This is a genomic window from Bacteroides sp. UBA939 (assembly GCF_002293435.1).
Lineage (GTDB): Bacteria > Bacteroidota > Bacteroidia > Bacteroidales > Bacteroidaceae > Bacteroides.
In genome coordinates, this window is sequence record NZ_DBDF01000209.1 from 1 (window position 1) to 16,777 (window position 16,777).

General features: G+C 46.7%; 10 protein-coding genes. 5 read left to right on the plus strand and 5 right to left on the minus strand.

The window, feature by feature from the left end; all coding sequences use genetic code 11:
* Positions 1 to 371 precede the first annotated feature (371 nt).
* The 3 genes from B2Z67_RS13740 to B2Z67_RS13750 all read right to left on the minus strand — a co-directional run bounded on the left by B2Z67_RS13740 (position 372) and on the right by B2Z67_RS13750 (position 5,542).
* Positions 372 to 560, minus strand: coding sequence for a hypothetical protein (locus B2Z67_RS13740; protein WP_291530406.1), 189 nt, complete (start codon positions 558 to 560; stop codon positions 372 to 374).
* Between the two features lie 100 nt (positions 561 to 660).
* Positions 661 to 4,329 carry a pyruvate:ferredoxin (flavodoxin) oxidoreductase gene (nifJ, locus tag B2Z67_RS13745; protein WP_291530407.1) on the minus strand — a complete coding sequence of 1,223 codons (3,669 nt, stop codon included), beginning with the start codon at positions 4,327 to 4,329 and terminating at the stop codon, positions 661 to 663.
* Between the two features lie 34 nt (positions 4,330 to 4,363).
* Positions 4,364 to 5,542 (minus strand): ATP-binding protein, encoded by a 1,179-nt coding sequence (locus tag B2Z67_RS13750; protein WP_291530408.1) that lies wholly within the window; start codon positions 5,540 to 5,542, stop codon positions 4,364 to 4,366.
* 946 nt (positions 5,543 to 6,488) lie between these two features.
* Between B2Z67_RS13750 and B2Z67_RS13755 the strand changes: the two genes are divergently transcribed.
* Positions 6,489 to 7,754, plus strand: coding sequence for a hypothetical protein (locus tag B2Z67_RS13755; RefSeq protein ID WP_291530409.1), 1,266 nt, complete (start codon positions 6,489 to 6,491; stop codon positions 7,752 to 7,754).
* A gap of 58 nt (positions 7,755 to 7,812) precedes the next feature.
* Here the strand turns inward: B2Z67_RS13755 and B2Z67_RS13760 are convergent, their stop codons facing one another.
* A complete protein-coding gene (locus tag B2Z67_RS13760; protein ID WP_291530410.1) occupies positions 7,813 to 9,315 on the minus strand; it encodes a glycoside hydrolase family 10 protein in 1,503 nt (500 codons plus the stop codon).
* A gap of 134 nt (positions 9,316 to 9,449) precedes the next feature.
* Between B2Z67_RS13760 and B2Z67_RS13765 the strand changes: the two genes are divergently transcribed.
* The 3 genes from B2Z67_RS13765 to B2Z67_RS13775 all read left to right on the plus strand — a co-directional run bounded on the left by B2Z67_RS13765 (position 9,450) and on the right by B2Z67_RS13775 (position 11,716).
* Positions 9,450 to 10,880 (plus strand): carbon starvation CstA family protein, encoded by a 1,431-nt coding sequence (locus B2Z67_RS13765; RefSeq protein ID WP_291530411.1) that lies wholly within the window; start codon positions 9,450 to 9,452, stop codon positions 10,878 to 10,880.
* Positions 10,880 to 11,113 (plus strand): hypothetical protein, encoded by a 234-nt coding sequence (locus B2Z67_RS13770; RefSeq protein ID WP_291530412.1) that lies wholly within the window; start codon positions 10,880 to 10,882, stop codon positions 11,111 to 11,113. The genes B2Z67_RS13765 and B2Z67_RS13770 overlap by 1 nt, the downstream gene beginning before the upstream one ends.
* Before the next feature lie 117 nt (positions 11,114 to 11,230).
* On the plus strand, positions 11,231 to 11,716 hold the full coding sequence (locus B2Z67_RS13775) for an outer membrane beta-barrel protein (protein ID WP_291530413.1): 486 nt from the start codon (positions 11,231 to 11,233) through the stop codon (positions 11,714 to 11,716).
* A 123-nt stretch (positions 11,717 to 11,839) separates the two neighbouring features.
* On the opposite strand, the gene uvrA is transcribed toward B2Z67_RS13775, so the two are convergent.
* The gene (gene uvrA / locus B2Z67_RS13780) at positions 11,840 to 14,611 is read right to left on the minus strand and encodes an excinuclease ABC subunit UvrA (RefSeq protein WP_291530414.1); all 2,772 of its coding nucleotides are present in this window, start codon (positions 14,609 to 14,611) and stop codon (positions 11,840 to 11,842) included.
* A gap of 252 nt (positions 14,612 to 14,863) precedes the next feature.
* Between uvrA and B2Z67_RS13785 the strand changes: the two genes are divergently transcribed.
* Positions 14,864 to 16,369: a glycoside hydrolase family 10 protein gene (locus tag B2Z67_RS13785; RefSeq protein ID WP_291530415.1), complete on the plus strand. Its 1,506-nt coding sequence runs from the start codon at positions 14,864 to 14,866 to the stop codon at positions 16,367 to 16,369.
* The last annotated feature ends 408 nt before the right edge of the window (positions 16,370 to 16,777 follow it).

Sequence of the window (16,777 nt, forward strand, 5' to 3'; positions counted from 1 at the left end):
CCAGGAGGAGGAGAATAGAGATAGTCTTGTTAATCACTTACCACTTACTACTTACTATTAACCCCTAATCACTTACCACTTACTATTAATCACTAATCACTAACCCCTAATCACTAACAACATACCACTAAACATCACTTACTAATCGCTAATCACTAAACATTAATCACTAATCACTAATCTCTTCCCCTCATACCACCAAGTAAACAGTAATTAATCCTTATTCAAATTACTACGTAGTAGTGTGCAAACTACTACTAAGTAATTTCAACTGCCACCTGAAGCAGTTGAATAAAGGTGCGTATTTAGCCTTAAAAAGAGAAATGCCGTCTTTAGAACGGCATTTCTCTTCAATATAAATACAGATACCCTTACTTCAATATTCGAGGCAAGTTCTCTCTTCCCCAAAAATAATAGACAGCCAAACCTACCCAGCTTGTGAGCAAGATAACAGCAGCAAGAAACAGTTTCTTCACTTCGTCTATATTCCATTTCATAATCTCCAGTACGGCCTTAATTGCAAGTACCACACCTATAATCCAAATAATAAGTCCAATCATAATATTCGTTGTTTTTGTTTGAAAACAAATAAAGGCTGCATCCGGTTCGCGGTACAGCCTTTATTTTCAAGTTAATTATTATTTATTTCAATAATCGAATTTACTCAGCATCAGCACCCCAATTCTCACGAGCCAAACGCTTGTAACTATTGTAACGCCACTTCGCGTTCTCTTCGGCTGCCTGGAACAGTTCGCCTGCCTGAGCGGGATACTGCTTCAACATAGAAGAGTAACGTACTTCGCCTTTCAAGAAGTCCTGGAAGCCACTCCATTCAGGTTCCTTGCTGTCAAGCTGGAACGGATTCTTGCCTTCGGCTTCCAACGCCGGGTTGTAACGCCACAAGTGCCAGTAACCACACTGAACAGCCTTTTCTTCCTCAGCCTGGCTCTTACCCATACCCAGCTTCAGACCGTGGTTGATACACGGAGCATAAGCAATGATGAGTGACGGTCCGGGATAAGCCTCAGCTTCGCGGATAGCTTTCAGAGTCTGAGCCTGGTCGGCACCCATAGCAATCTGAGCTACATAAACATAACCGTAAGTAGTAGCCATCAATCCGAGGTCTTTCTTGCGGATACGCTTGCCGGCAGCGGCAAACTTAGCGATTGCACCAACCGGAGTAGCCTTGGAAGACTGACCGCCCGTGTTAGAGTAAACCTCCGTATCAAGAACCAGAATGTTAACATCCTTACCGCTGGCGATTACATGATCGAGACCACCGTAACCGATGTCGTAAGAAGCGCCGTCACCACCGATAATCCACTGTGAACGCTTAACGAAGTACTGTTTCAATGCCAGCAGTTCCTTGCACAGCGTACAAGCCGGACAGTTACAAGTCGTTTCACCGGCAGCTTTCTGAGCTTTTACTTCAGCCAGCATGTTGGCAAATTCAGCACCTGCGCTTTCAAAGTGATTGATTACTTCGTCTATCGACATGATTCCCCATTCCAGCGTTGCGGCATAATCGGCTGCGGCTTTCTTGCCTGCTTCACCACCGTCGTACATATTGTCGAGCCATGCCTGTGCAGCGGCCTTCACATCCTGGTGTGTCCATTCGATAGCCATCAGCGCCTTGGTCTTCTCTACGATACGCTCGCGCATCTTTTCGTTAGCGAGTTCCATACCTAAACCGAATTCGCAGAAGTCCTCGAACAATGAGTTAGCCCAAGCAGGACCTTGACCCTTTTCGTTCTTTGTATAAGGAGTAGAAGGTACCGAACCGGAATAGATAGAAGAACATCCCGTAGCATTAGCCACCATTTCGCGGTCGCCGAACAACTGAGTGATTAACTTCACATACGGAGTTTCACCACAACCGGAGCAAGCGCCCGAGAACTCAAACAGCGGAGTAGCGAACTGAGAGTTCTTCACATTAGCCTTGGTATCAACCAGGTGCTGTTTGCTTGTTACTTTATCAGCACAATAATCCCAGTTGGGAACTTGGTTCAACTGGCCTTCCAGATGCTTCATGGTCAAAGCCTTGCCACCCTTCTTCGGGTTGCCCGGACAGATGTCGGCACAGTTACCGCAACCCAGACAGTCGAGAACGTCAACCTGGATACGGAACGTCATACCGTCGAATACCTTACCTACGGCTTTCAGCATTTCGAAGCTTGCACCCTTCTGCTCTTCGGCATCCAGAACAAACGGACGGATAGCAGCGTGAGGACAAACGTATGCACACTTGTTACACTGGATACAGTTTTCGGCGCTCCATTCGGGAACGAAAGCAGCCACACCACGTTTTTCGTATTTCGCAGTTCCCTGATACCAGGTACCGTCTTCGATGCCCTTGAATGCAGATACCGGCAACAAGTCGCCATCCTGTGCATTGATAGGACGAACTACTTCGTTGATGAATGCAGGGTCGCTGTTTTCAACCTTGGCATCATCGGTCAGGTTAGCCCAAGCCGGGTCAATGGTGAGTTGTTTGTATTCACCGCCACGGTCAACGGCTGCATAGTTCTTGTTTACAATATCTTCGCCCTTATTGCCGTAAGACTTCAGGATGAATTTCTTCATTTGTTCCACCGCCAACTCTACAGGGATTACGCCTGTGATACGGAAGAATGCCGATTGCAGGATTGTATTGGTGCGGTTGCCCAAACCGATTTCCTGTGCAATCTGGGTTGCGTTGATATAATATACGGAGATGTTGTTCTTTGCGAAGTACTTCTTCACGCGGGTAGGCAGGTTCTTTGCCAGTTCCTCGCCTTCCCAGATGGTGTTCAGCAGGAATGTACCATTCTTACGCAGACCGCGGGTTACGTCGTACATGTTCAGGTAAGCCTGAACGTGACAAGCTACAAAGTTCGGAGTGTTCACTAAATAGGTAGAACGAATCGGAGAGTCGCCGAAACGCAAGTGAGAACAAGTGAAACCGCCTGACTTCTTGGAGTCGTAAGAGAAGTAAGCCTGGCAGTGTTTGTCGGTATTGTCACCGATGATTTTTACAGAGTTCTTGTTGGCACCTACCGTACCGTCGGCACCCAGACCGTAGAACTTAGCTTCGTACATGCCTTCGCCGCCCAATGCGATTTCTTCTTCCTGAGGAAGTGAAGTGAAGGTTACGTCGTCTACGATACCGATTGTGAAGTGGTTCTTCGGCATCGGCATGGCGAGATTCTTGAATACGGCAATGATTTGAGCAGGAGTGGTATCCTTGGAACCCAAACCGTAACGGCCGCCTACGATTACCGGAGCATCGGCCGCACCGTAGAAGCAATCTTTTACGTCGAGGTACAGAGGTTCGCCATTGGCACCCGGTTCTTTGGTACGGTCAAGCACTGCGATAGTCTTGGCAGTCTTGGGCACTGCTGCAAGGAAATGCTTGGCAGAGAACGGACGGTACAGGTGTACGGCAACCATACCTACTTTTTCGCCGTTGGCTACGAGGTAGTCGATAGCTTCGCGAGCTGCTTCTGTTACAGAACCCATAGCGATAATCACGCGTTCCGCATCTTCGGCGCCGTAGTAGTCGAACAAGCCGTATTTGCGGCCTGTAACCTTGGACAGTTCATTCATATATTCTTCTACAATAGCAGGAACTGCTTCGTAGTAGTTGTTGCACGACTCACGATGTTGGAAGAAGTGGTCGGGGTTTTCAGCCATACCACGGGCAACCGGATTCATCGGATTCAGCGCACGGGCACGGAATTCAGCCAGCGCTTTCTGGTCAACCAGCGGAGCGAGGTCTTCGTTTTGCAGCATTTCAATCTTCTGGACTTCGTGGGAAGTACGGAAACCGTCGAAGAAGTTAACGAACGGTACGCGGCTCTTAATAGTAGCCAAATGAGCTACACCCGCCAAGTCCATAACTTCCTGTACGGAGCCTTCTGCCAGCATGGCGAAACCAGTCTGACGGGTAGCCATCACGTCCTGGTGGTCGCCGAAGATACACAAAGCGTGCGAAGCCAGCGTACGCGCCGATACATGGAATACGCAAGGCAGGAACTCACCGGCAATCTTGTACATATTCGGAATCATCAGCAACAGACCCTGTGATGCAGTGTACGTAGTAGTCAGCGCACCGGCCTGCAACGAACCGTGAACGGCTCCGGCAGCTCCGGCTTCTGATTGCATTTCCTGCACCAATACTGTCTCGCCGAAGATGTTTTTGCGTCCTGCGGCAGCCCATTCGTCTACGTACTCAGCCATCGTAGAAGAGGGTGTGATAGGATAGATGGCAGCTACTTCCGAGAACATATACGAGATATGCGCAGCTGCCTGGTTACCATCACAAGTAATGAATTTCTTCTGTTTAGTCATAACTAAATTGAATTATTATTAAGTGAATAAAATTTCAATATAAAAAGCCGAACATCCAGAGTGGTATCTGATTATTCCTCCCTATCTCCGCCTTGTGCAGGGCGTAGGTTACTCCGGGGTTGTTCTTAATCTTCATACCTTCCGCACAAATCTTGAAAGGCATTGCGTCGTCTACCAGGAACGACATGTTTTTGTCGCCTTTGTTCACTTTGTGGTCTTTCCACAAGGCGTTTGCGAAGAAGGTATCCAGCACATCCTGTTCTTCCGCTATCACGGGATAGATGGAGTACATCAGGTTGGAGTTGTGCATCATAATCTTCGATGGTTTCTTGGGGAATTCTTCTCCCTTGGGATATACCATGTTGATAAGGCGTGCATCTGCCAGGTATTTGATGTAGTTCATCACCGTGGCGCGGGATGTCTGTATGTCGTTTGCCAACTGGCTTACGTTCGGGGCTTTCGATCCGTCTACCGCCAGCATATAGAGCAGCTTTTTAATCTTTGAGAGATATTTCAGTTCGATTTGCTTAATGAGCAGGATGTCTACTTCTATCATCATGTTCATGGTCTTCAGCAGATTCTCCGAGAAGTTGCGCTTTTCAAGGAAGAAGGGGTAGAAACCGTGATGGAGATAATCCTGCAAGTGGTCCAGCGGGCGCACTTTGGAGAGGATGCCTTTGGCTATCTGCTCGTGGTTGTTGAGGATTTCTTCCAGCGTATAGGCGCGGAACTTCATTCCGGTTTGCAGATTCAGGTATTCGCGGAAGGAGAAGCCGCGCAGGTTGTAGCTCTTCACGATGTCGCGCAGTTCGAGGTTTTCTTCTTTCAGTCGCATTACGGACGAACCGGTAAATACGATTTTCAGATTGGGGTAGCGGTCGTAGCACGTGCGCAGCTCGCGGCTCCAGTCAGGGTGCTTGAACACTTGGTCTATCAACAGTACTTTTCCGCCGCGGCGCTGGAATTCGTAGGCAAAGTCAACGAGGCTGAAGTTGGAAAAGTAAAAGTTGTTCATGTTGATAAAGAGGCAGGAGCGGTCGGTGCCGAACTTCTCTTTGGCATATTGCAGCAGGAACGTAGTTTTGCCTACTCCACGGGTTCCTTTGATACCGATAAGGCGGTCGTTCCAGTTAATCTCATCCATGAGGTCACGACGAACGGGGGCATTGGTATGCTCAACAAGATAGGCGTGTGTGCGGTAGAATGCTTCCATGCTGTTAATTCCGATTTATCGAGCCGCAAAGATACTTCTTTTTTGTGGATTTGCAAAGTGGAGATAGCAGAATATCTTTCCATTTAGTCAAGTTTATATGTTTGTTTTTGAGTATATGACAGAAAAACCATTGAATTTTCAATGTGTAAGACTAAAGGCGATATGTTTATGCAAAAAGACAGTGAAAGGGCTGTTTCGTTGACACACATTTCTGTTGGCAGGAGAAGAAATAGAAACTACAGGTACGAGATTTTGAATATATATACAGATATTACGTATAAATCGTGGTGATATACGGAATTTATGCAATAGTCGTTTGCTTCCTGTAGTCAGCATGTATTGCGGAGCGTGTACGGGATATATCTTGTGCCCGAACCGCCTATATCCCGTGTCCGAACCGCCTATATGTGGTACGCGAACCACATATATCCCGTTCAGGAACGGCATATATCTCGTACGCGAACGATGTATATCCCGTACAAAAGCCACGCATATCCGGCACGAATAAGCCATTAAAAACTCCTTCGGAAAGAGGCTTCCGCATTTTTTAGAGATGTACGTATTTCGATATTCCGCTATGCGCCAGTCAGATACGGATTTTTACTTCGATATTTCCAACTGTTCCGGTCTTCGGGCGGAAATATCGCATTCTGAGGCATACAGAAAATACAAAGTGTCACTATGACAAAACGATTAATAGAGATACTACTGCTAATCGCTCATCACTAAGAATAGAAAAATCCGCGTCATCCGCGTTATCCGCGTCTAANNAGATTCCGTTTCGCTATATTATCTTCATAGTATAAACTAATTATGAACAGCTACTTATCATTTATACAACAAACCAATTCTCATTCAACTACTTGTTCAATATTTGTTTCGTCTTGTTTTTCTCTGTAAGTTTGTGTCCTTATTCAAAGATAAAGAACAGTATTAAAGATAATGTATGAAACTCTACGTGTTCAATCCTGATACGGACATGGCGCTTGGCAACAATAAAGAGAATTATATGCCTCCCGCCTCCGCCCGTCAAATGTCTCAGGATATTGCTTTGTTACCTATATGGTATGCTCCTCCCGGCAGTGCTGTACTTGCCCCGTCGGCTTATAATGCCGCCTATTTGCAGGAGATGAAGCGTATGTTTCCTATCTCCGCGCAACTGGTAACCGAACCGGAGCTGCCCGATTATGCCGAATGCCAGGTGATGCCGTGGGGATGGAACCCGGCTTTCCGCAAGCGTATGCTGAAAGGAGGAATTGCCGAGCACAGGCTTCCTGCGTTGGACGAACTTGCCGGATACCGCATGATGGCTTCGCGCATTCATACGATATCTCTTTGCCGTATTCTTGACTTTGGTGAAGCTTCGCGCTATACCTGTGGAGAACATCGTGTGATAGAAGGAGACGGGAAAGGAGAGTTTGCTGACGCTCTGACCGGAGATTTAACCCACATTGCGGTAGGAAATAGAGAGAACGCTCCGGCAAGGAACTTAAAAGACGCTCTGGCCGGAGGCTTAACGAACGGTTACGTGTTCAAGTCTGTGTGGTCGGGCAGCGGCAAGGGATTGCGTTGGTGCCGTCAAGGGCTGACAAAGCCGGCTGCCGATTGGTGTAACCGCCAGTTGAGTGAGTATGGGGCGGTTATTGTGGAACCTATATATAATAAGGTGGGAGATTTTGCGATGGAGTTTTATTCCGACGGTCAGGGTAAAGTACTCTTTATCGGCTACTCGCGGTTCACTACCGATGAGAACGGCGCTTATCGGGGCAATCTTATGGTTTCGGATACGGAAGTGGAGCGGTGGCTTGGGCAGTATGTTCCCCGGGAAGCAATTGTGTGTATACGCGAGCGCCTGCTGACGGGGCTTGAAGGGATATACGGTAAGTGCTATACAGGTACTTTAGGCATAGATATGATGGTCTGCCTGCAAGAGGACGGAGCATCTTACGCCATTCATCCGCATGTAGAAATCAACGTACGCATGACGATGGGGATTGTTGCACATCAGTTTTATAAGAACTTCGCCGCTCCCGGCAGTGAGGGAGTTTTCTCTGTCGACTACTATCCTTCCAATGATATCCTGCGGTTGCAACACGAGAGGGATGAACATGATTATCCTTTGGTAGTGGAAAAGGGCAGAATTGTTTCCGGCTATTTACCGTTGACGCCTGTTACTCCGAAGAGCTGTTACAGGGTTTATGTGCGCTTATAGTATAAACTAATTATAATCATTTACTTAGCAATCAATTATTCGTTGTTGTTCTCGTGCATTATAATTCAAAATTGCGAAGCTCCGCTTCGCTGCACGCTTCGCTTTCATTCCCGCAACGGTCTACGGCTGTGACGGCGAAGTATTTCTTTGTGTTCCAGGGGAGAATAGGAGCGTAGATATGCTCAGTTCCCTGTACCCGCTGAGCAATGATGTTCTCCGGATTGGAGGTATCTACCGGATAAGCGTTCGAGCCATAAACAACATAAGTCGGCGCATTGCGCGTATCATTATCCGTAGCCGGCGTCCAACTTAGATGTATATACCCTCCGGTTTGCGGAGCAACGGTTAGCCGCCCGGGCGCTGCCGGCGGTAGGTTATCTATCCACGGCATGGCGGGTTGCAGGGCGGGAGCGATATAGAACCTCCCTTCCAGGACATCGTAAACACCTTGCGTATTATCCATCAGGTACTTTGTACGAAAGTGGGCCTCACCTGCCAGCCGGTGAGCACGGATAAAGTACATTTGGCGTTCTATTTCATCCAGCGTCCAGTCCCCTTCACTGGGGTCGAGGAAATAGATGCCCAGCCCCGGAACCACCTGCCGTCCGTTGCTTTGTTCCTGCCAGTCGAGCACGAAAGGATAGAAATGATTGCCGCGGAAATAAACCATAGGATATATCTGGTCTTGTATGCCTTCGCCCAGCCAGCCCTGCACATCTTGATATACCGTATGGAAAGCGTTCCAGCCGCGCGAAGAGTATCGGGAAGTGTCACGGTACTTGCCTATGGGGGAAGTACTGACTTTTACCCAAGGCTTCAGAAGCTTCACCTTATTATATATATAACGGATGATTTCCGTGATGTTATCTCTCCGCCATTGGGCAAGGTTGCGCCCGTTGGCATATTTACGGAAATCATAAGTATCGGGGAAGCGGAGAGCGTTTTCGGGATAGCGCAGGTAGTCGAAGTGAACACCGTCCACATCATAGTTCTCTATAATTTCGCGAACGAGACTCATCAGATACTCCTTTGTTTGCGGATGCCCGGGATTGAGGAAGTACTCCTGCTTGTAAGGCACGCAGATGGCGGATTTACGTTTGGTAACGGAGGTCTTACCCAGGGAAGCCACATGCTTCCGGTTGCCCAATGGGATGGATACCATCCATGCATGACATTCCATACCTCGTTTATGGCATTCTTCTATGGCGAAAGCCAACGGGTCGTACCCCGGGTCGCCGCCAGTCTTTCCCGTGAGGATGGAGTTGAACGGTTCTATCTTTGAGCGGTAGAACACATCACCGCGTGTACGCGCCTGAAATAATACGGTATTGAAGTTGGCGGCTTTCAGGCGGTCTAATATTTCAATAAGTTCTGCTTTTTGCTTTCTGACGCCTTCGCGAGTGGTGGCTTGTGAACGGGGCCAGTCCAGACCGTAAAGGGTAGTAAGCCAGGCTGCACGTACTTCATGCTTAGGCAAATGAGCGGTTGGTTCACCGGCAGACTGCGCGGCAAGCGGCAAGAGGAAAGTTGTAAATAGTAGGATAAGAAATAACTGTTTCATGTTATGATGACTTTATCTTCCGCTTCTTTTTCTGTTATTTTGTGGCGAAGATAAGTAAAACACTTGAGAAAGTTGTGTAGTTTCCATAGAAACTATTACATTTGTGTCGATTAAAACGCACAAATTAACGCCTCATGATAACATTTACACTTTGCTTGTTGGCATTGATAACGGGTTATTTTGTTTACGGACGTTTTATTGAACGGATTTTCAGTCCGGACAACCGCAAGACACCTGCTCTTATCAAGCCCGATGGAGTAGACTATATTCCTTTGCCTACTTGGAAGATTTTCATGATACAGTTTTTGAATATTGCCGGACTGGGACCTATCTTCGGCGCTATCATGGGAGCCAAATTCGGAGCTGCGTCCTACCTGTGGATTGTGCTCGGCAGTATCTTTGCCGGCGCCGTGCACGATTATCTGGCGGGAATGCTCTCCCTTCGCAATGGAGGTGAAAGTCTGCCGGAGATTATCGGCCGCTACTTGGGCTTGACTACGAAGCAAGTGATGCGTGGCTTTACCGTGTTGCTGATGATACTGGTGGGAGCCGTTTTCGTTGCCGGCCCTGCCGGCCTGCTGGCAAAGCTGACGCCTGCCTATATGGACGTTACTTTCTGGATTGTCGTAGTGTTTATCTATTATATTCTTGCCACCTTGTTGCCTGTCGATAAGATTATCGGCAAGGTATATCCGCTGTTTGCCATTGCGCTGCTGTTTATGGCTGTGGGCATATTGGTGATGCTCTATGTGAAACACCCGGCTCTGCCCGAATTCTGGGACGGATTACAGAACACGCACCCCAATGCTGTTGCTCTTCCTATCTTTCCTATCATGTTCGTCAGCATTGCCTGTGGGGCTATCAGTGGTTTTCATGCCACGCAAAGTCCGCTGATGGCACGTTGTATGACGAGTGAACGTCATGGTCGTCCTGTATTTTATGGCGCTATGATTATCGAAGGTATCGTTGCCCTGATATGGGCTGCCGCCGCTACTTATTTCTTTCATGAAAACGGAATGGGTGAAAATAACGCCGCCGTAGTGGTAGATGCGATTACGAAGAACTGGCTCGGTACCGTAGGCGGTGTGCTTGCCATACTGGGGGTGATTGCTGCGCCCATCACCAGTGGCGACACAGCTTTCCGTTCCGCCCGCCTTATTGTAGCCGACTTTCTGGGTATGGAACAAAAAACGATGCGCCGTCGCTTATATATATGTATTCCGATGTTTCTCGCCGCCATCGGCCTGTTGCTTTACAGCCTGCGCGACAAAGAAGGCTTCGACATGATTTGGCGTTACTTTGCATGGACTAATCAGACATTATCCGTCTTTACGCTCTGGGCAATAACCGTTTATCTGGTGCGTGAGAAAAAAGGACATTATTTCTATGTGACTTATCTCCCGGCTATATTCATGACGGCTGTTTGTACAACATACATCTGTATAGCTCCCGAAGGTTTTGGGGTGGAGGCAGGGTTGGCTTCCACAGTTGCTGTTCTCTCTGCTTCGATGGCTGTGATCTGGTTCAATATTTGGTATTTCAAGACAATTAAAAAACTTAGGTAATGAAGAAAATCAAGAAATCTACAAGCATCACGCTTGCCCTGCTCATTTATGTGAGTGCCACGGCTGCCTACTTCCTGCCGCGTAATACGGTTATCAGCGATACTGAAAAGTACATCACGGTTGCGGCGGCGTATGTTATAGTGTTCGTCCTTTGGCTGGTGTTGCGTAAAAAGGAGGAATTGCAACGTCGTCGCCGTGAAGAGGAAGGGAAGTATAATAATTCCAAGAACTAATAACTCTTTAACCCCTGATTCGCATAAGTAACAATAGATTTTATTAACAATAGATTTTGCATACGCACGTGTGTGTACGTATGTTGTAGTACAAAAATTAATCTTATATTGATCCTAATGAAAAAGTTAGTATTACTTGTTTGTTTGCTTGTGGCTACAGTAGCTGCACAAGCACAGTTTGAAAAAGGAAAATGGATTTTGAATCCTTCTATCTCAGGTTTAGGTTTGTCGCACAGTACGGAAACGGATAAAACTTCTTTCGGCGTTGAAGCCAAAGGAGGAGCATTCTTGTTGAATAATGTGGCATTGCTGCTACATGCGGGCGCTTCCTGGAATGATAACGGTTCGGATACGGATCTTTATACTCTTGGCTTAGGTGGTCGTTACTATTTCAGTAAAGTTGGTATATATCTGGGCGCTGATGTTAAAGTGAACCGTTGGGAAGAGACAGAAGGCAATAAAACCAGAGTTTCATTTGGATCGGAAGCAGGCTATGCTTTCTTCCTGTCGAAGACAGTTACACTTGAACCGGCTGTTTACTGGGACGTAAACAAGGACTATTCGGAGTTTGGTTTTAAGGTAGGTTTCGGTCTCTACTTCTAAGTAAAAAAGCCGATTTAGTTGCTGTTAGAAATCACTTAGTAATAGTTGACCAACTATTACTAAGTGATTTCACCAACTACTACATAGTAATTTGCTGGCTACTATTAAGTAGTTTCGCAATCATCATCGCAGCTTCTCCCGCAGGAACTGCCCTGTATAACTTGCCTCACACTTTGCCACTTCCTCCGGAGTACCTGTCGCTACGATATTTCCACCTTTATCGCCTCCTTCCGGCCCAAGGTCTATCACATAATCGGCGCATTTGATAATATCCAGGTTATGCTCAATGATAACGATGGAATGTCCTCGAAGTATCAAGGCGTCGAATGCTTCCAGTAGTTTGCGGATATCGTGAAAGTGTAGTCCTGTAGTAGGTTCGTCGAAGATGAACAGGGTAGGGTCGGCCTTCTCTTGACTGAGGTAGTAAGCCAGCTTCACACGTTGGTTTTCACCACCGGATAGCGTAGACGAGGATTGTCCCAACTTAATATACCCTAATCCTACTTCTTGTAATGGGGTGAGTTTCTTTACAATTCTCTTCTGTCCGTACTTGGTGAAAAATTCAATGGCTTGGTTTACGGTCATTTCCAGCACATCATAGATGTTGGCTTCGTGGAACTTCACTTCCAGCGTATCCGCTTTAAAACGTTTACCGTGGCATGATTCACATTCCAGTACAAGGTCGGCCATGAATTGCATTTCGACAGTGATAGTACCTTCACCTTTACATTCTTCGCAACGTCCGCCTTCGCTGTTAAACGAAAAGTGGCCTGCGGTGTATCCCATTTGTCGGGCAAGCGGTTGCTCTGCCCACAATTTACGGATTTCGTCATAAGCCTTGAGGTATGTAACCGGATTGGAGCGGGATGATTTACCGATAGGGTTCTGATCTACGAACTCTACATTACGCAAATTGCGCAAGTCGCCGCCGATGGAAAGAAATTCGCCCGGGCGATCGCTGCATTCATCCACTTCACGTTTCAGGGCACGGAAGAAGATATCGCGCACCAACGTACTTTTTCCCGAACCGCTGACGCCGGTTACCACTGTCATTACGTTGAGCGGAAACCGTACATTTATTCCTTTCAGGTTATTCTCGCGGGCGCCGGTCAGTTCTATGTAGTTATTCCACGGGCGGCGGTGTTCCGGAACAGGGATTTCTTCTTCACCCAGCAGATAGCGTACGGTGTAGCTATCACTGCCCGGTCGTAGATCTTTCATGTCTCCTTCGTACACCACTTGTCCCCCCAAGCGTCCGGCTTTCGGGCCAATATCAATGATGTAATCTGCCGCCCGGATTATTTCTTCATCATGTTCTACAACGACAACTGTATTTCCTAATTGCTGCAACTGTCGCAATACGTGTATCAGCTTGTCCGTATCGCGGCTGTGTAGTCCGATACTTGGTTCGTCGAGAATATATAGTGAGCCGACAAGACTGCTGCCCAACGATGTTGCCAAGTTAATACGTTGGCTTTCACCGCCGGAGAGTGAGTTGCTGGTGCGGTTCAGAGTGAGATATCCCAATCCCACGTCAATGAGGAACCGGGTGCGGTTGTTGATTTCCGTAAGAATGCGCCGGGCAATGTCGGCGTCATGCTTGTCTAATTTCAGTTGGTCGAAGAATATTTGCAGTTCTATAACAGGCAAATCTACAAGCTCTGAAATATTGCGTCCGCCTACCCGTACGTAACCGGCTTCGGGCTTCAGGCGCGTGCCGTGACATTTGGGACAAAGCGTCTTGCCGCGATAACGGGCCAGCATCACGCGGTATTGTATCTTGTGCTGGTTTTCCTGCACCATGCTGAAGAAGGCGTTGATGCCTTTAAAGTAACGTGTACCTTCCCATAGCATCCGGCGTTGTTCATTTGTCAACTCATAGTAGGGCGTAAAGATAGGAAAGCCTGCCTTTTCTGCGCCACGTATCAGCATGTCTTTCCATTCGCTCATCACTTCGCCGCGCCAACACATCACTGCACCGTCGTAAATGGACAGCGAACGGTTGGGTATTACTAAATGTTCGTCAATACCGATTACTTTGCCGAAACCTTCGCATTGGGGGCAGGCGCCGATAGGGGAGTTGAATGAAAACATCAGGTCGTTCGGTTCCTCGAATGTGATACCGTCAGCTTCAAATTTGGTACTGAAACGGTACAGGCTGCTACTTCCGTCGGGTTGGTAGAAGCGCAACAGGCAAGCGCCGTCTCCTTCATACATGGCAGTTTCTGCGGAGTCGGTCAGCCGGCTGATTGCATCTTTCTCTTTTGATGCCACCATGCGGTCTACCAACAGGAAAACCGTGTCTTCCTTTTTGGGTTGGTAATCATCTATGCGCACCATCTCTCCGTTCACTTCCAGGCGGTTGAAACCCTGCTTCATGTCAATGTCCAGTTGTTGTTGCAACGTGCGGTTTTCGCGTAAGAGTATCGGAGCCAGTACGGTATATCTGGTTCCTTCGGGATAATCCAGCATACAGTTTACCATATCATCCGTAGAGTGTTTCTTTACTTCTACTCCGCTGACGGGGCTGAACGTTCGCCCGATGCGGGCATAGAGTAGGCGCAGATATTCGTAAATCTCGGTAGAGGTGCCGACGGTGGAGCGTGGATTGCGGCTGTTCACTTTCTGTTCAATGGCAATTGCAGGCGGAATCCCTTTGATAAAGTCACATTCAGGCTTACTCATACGTCCCAGAAACTGGCGGGCATAACTGCTCAGGCTTTCCACATAACGGCGTTGTCCTTCCGCATACAGCGTGTCGAATGCCAGAGATGATTTACCTGAACCGGACAGTCCGGTGATAACGACAAGTTTGTTCCGGGGAATTTCTACATCTATATTTTTCAGGTTGTTGACGCGTGCGCCTTTGATGAGTATAGAATTGTTCTGGGTCATAATCAGAGTTCAAGATATTTTTTGAACTGCAAAGATAGTCACTACAGTTCAAATATGTATAATGATTGGCAGGTTAAGATTTGTTATACTTTTAAATAGAAGCCTGTGTACGAGGTAGAAAAGTAGTATTTTTGTGGGCATTTTTAACAGAACGGCTCTGTGCTATATCTCAGACGAAAAATGCTTTTATGATAATCAGTCGTTAGTAATATATAGTAATCATCATCTTTTTAAGATTAATAGGATTTAGTTATGAAAGTAAAAACCCTTTTATGCGTATGTGCTCTACTCTTTTCGTTAAGTGTAGCTGCGCAATTCCAGCCGGATAGGTATCCTAAACGTGAATTTCGTGCGGCGTGGATACAGTCTGTCAATGGGCAATTCAGCGGAATTCCTACGGAGAAGTTGAAACAAACTCTGATTGAGCAGTTAAATTCTTTGCAGGCGGCAGGTATTAATGCCATCATTTTCCAGGTACGTCCCGAAGCTGATGCCTTGTATGCTTCCCAACTGGAACCTTGGAGCCGATTTCTTACCGGTGTGCAAGGGCAAGTTCCTGAGCCTTACTGGGATCCTATGCTGTTTATGATTGAAGAATGTCACAAGCGTGCAATGGAATTCCATGCCTGGATTAATCCGTATCGCGTAAAGACCTCACTAAAGAATGAGTTGGACCCGAATCATGTGTATAATATCCATCCCGAATGGTTTGTGACTTATGGCGACCAGATGTATTTCAACCCTGCCTTACCGGAGAGCCGCCGTCACATTTGCATGGTGATAACCGACATCCTTTCCCGTTATGATGTGGATGCCATTCACATGGACGATTATTTCTATCCCTATCCTGTTAAGGGAACGGATTTTCCTGATGATGCCAATTTTGCCCGTTACGGCAGCGGATTTTTAAATAAGGGAGATTGGCGGCGTAACAATGTCAATGTACTGATTAAACAGATACATGAAACGGTACGTAAGTTGAAGCCCTGGGTTAAATTCGGTGTTTCTCCGTTCGGTATCTATCGTAATGAGAAGAATGACCCCTTGGGCAGTAAAACTAATGGCTTGCAAAACTATGACGACCTTTATGCCGACGTTCTTTTATGGGCTCGTGAGGGTTGGATAGATTATAATATTCCTCAGTTATACTGGCAAATCGGGCATCCGGTGGCTGATTATGAGACTTTGGTGAATTGGTGGGCGAAGAATACAGAAAACCGTCCTCTATTCATCGGGCATTCTGTGATGAATACAGTGCGGAATGTTGATCCGCAAAATCCTTCCATAAACCAGTTACCCCGTAAGATGGAGTTGCAACGTTCATACCAGACAATCGGAGGAAGTTGCCAATGGCCTGCCAGCGCCGTGATAGAGAATGCCGGGAATTATCGTGATGCACTGATTGCGGAATATCACAAATATCCTGCCTTGCCTCCTGTATTCGACTTTATGGATAATGAAGCGCCGGATAAGGTGCGCAAAGTGAAACCTATGTGGAATGCTGATGGTTATTTCCTGTTTTGGACCGCTCCAAAGTATAAGAATGAAATGAATCGTGCGGTGCAATATGTGGTCTACCGTTTCGGGGCTGATGAAGAGGTCAATATCGGTGACCCGTCACATATCGTGGCTATCACGCGTGATGTTTTCTGTAAGTTGCCGTATGAGAATGGGAAAACTAAATACCGCTATGTCGTGACAGCGCTCGACCGTCTGCATAATGAATCAAAAGCCGTATCGAAGAAAGTGAAGTTATAAGGTTCATTAGCCTGAATTATTCATACTGTAGTAGTTAAAGGGGTTTAGCTTGCAGTATGAATAATGCAGAATAAGAATTTGCGGAAATATCTAAATGACAGTGGATGGTTGTTATTTGTATTCATTATGATAGCATTATCCCGCTTTTTATAACATGCCTTGATTTGTAAATTCATCTTTTAGTGTACGTGATGAATAAATAAAGAATAATGATGCATTATTCATGCGCATTATTGTATATTTACAAGCTATNNAAAAGAGCCTGTTGCTTAGGGATAAAACACTAACTATCTATAAGTAGAACACTAACTATCTATAAGTAGATCACTAATTATCTATAAGTAGTTAACTTGTTACCTGTAAGTAGTTGGCTTGTACCGTCCTGTTTTCCCCTTATCAACCCATTTT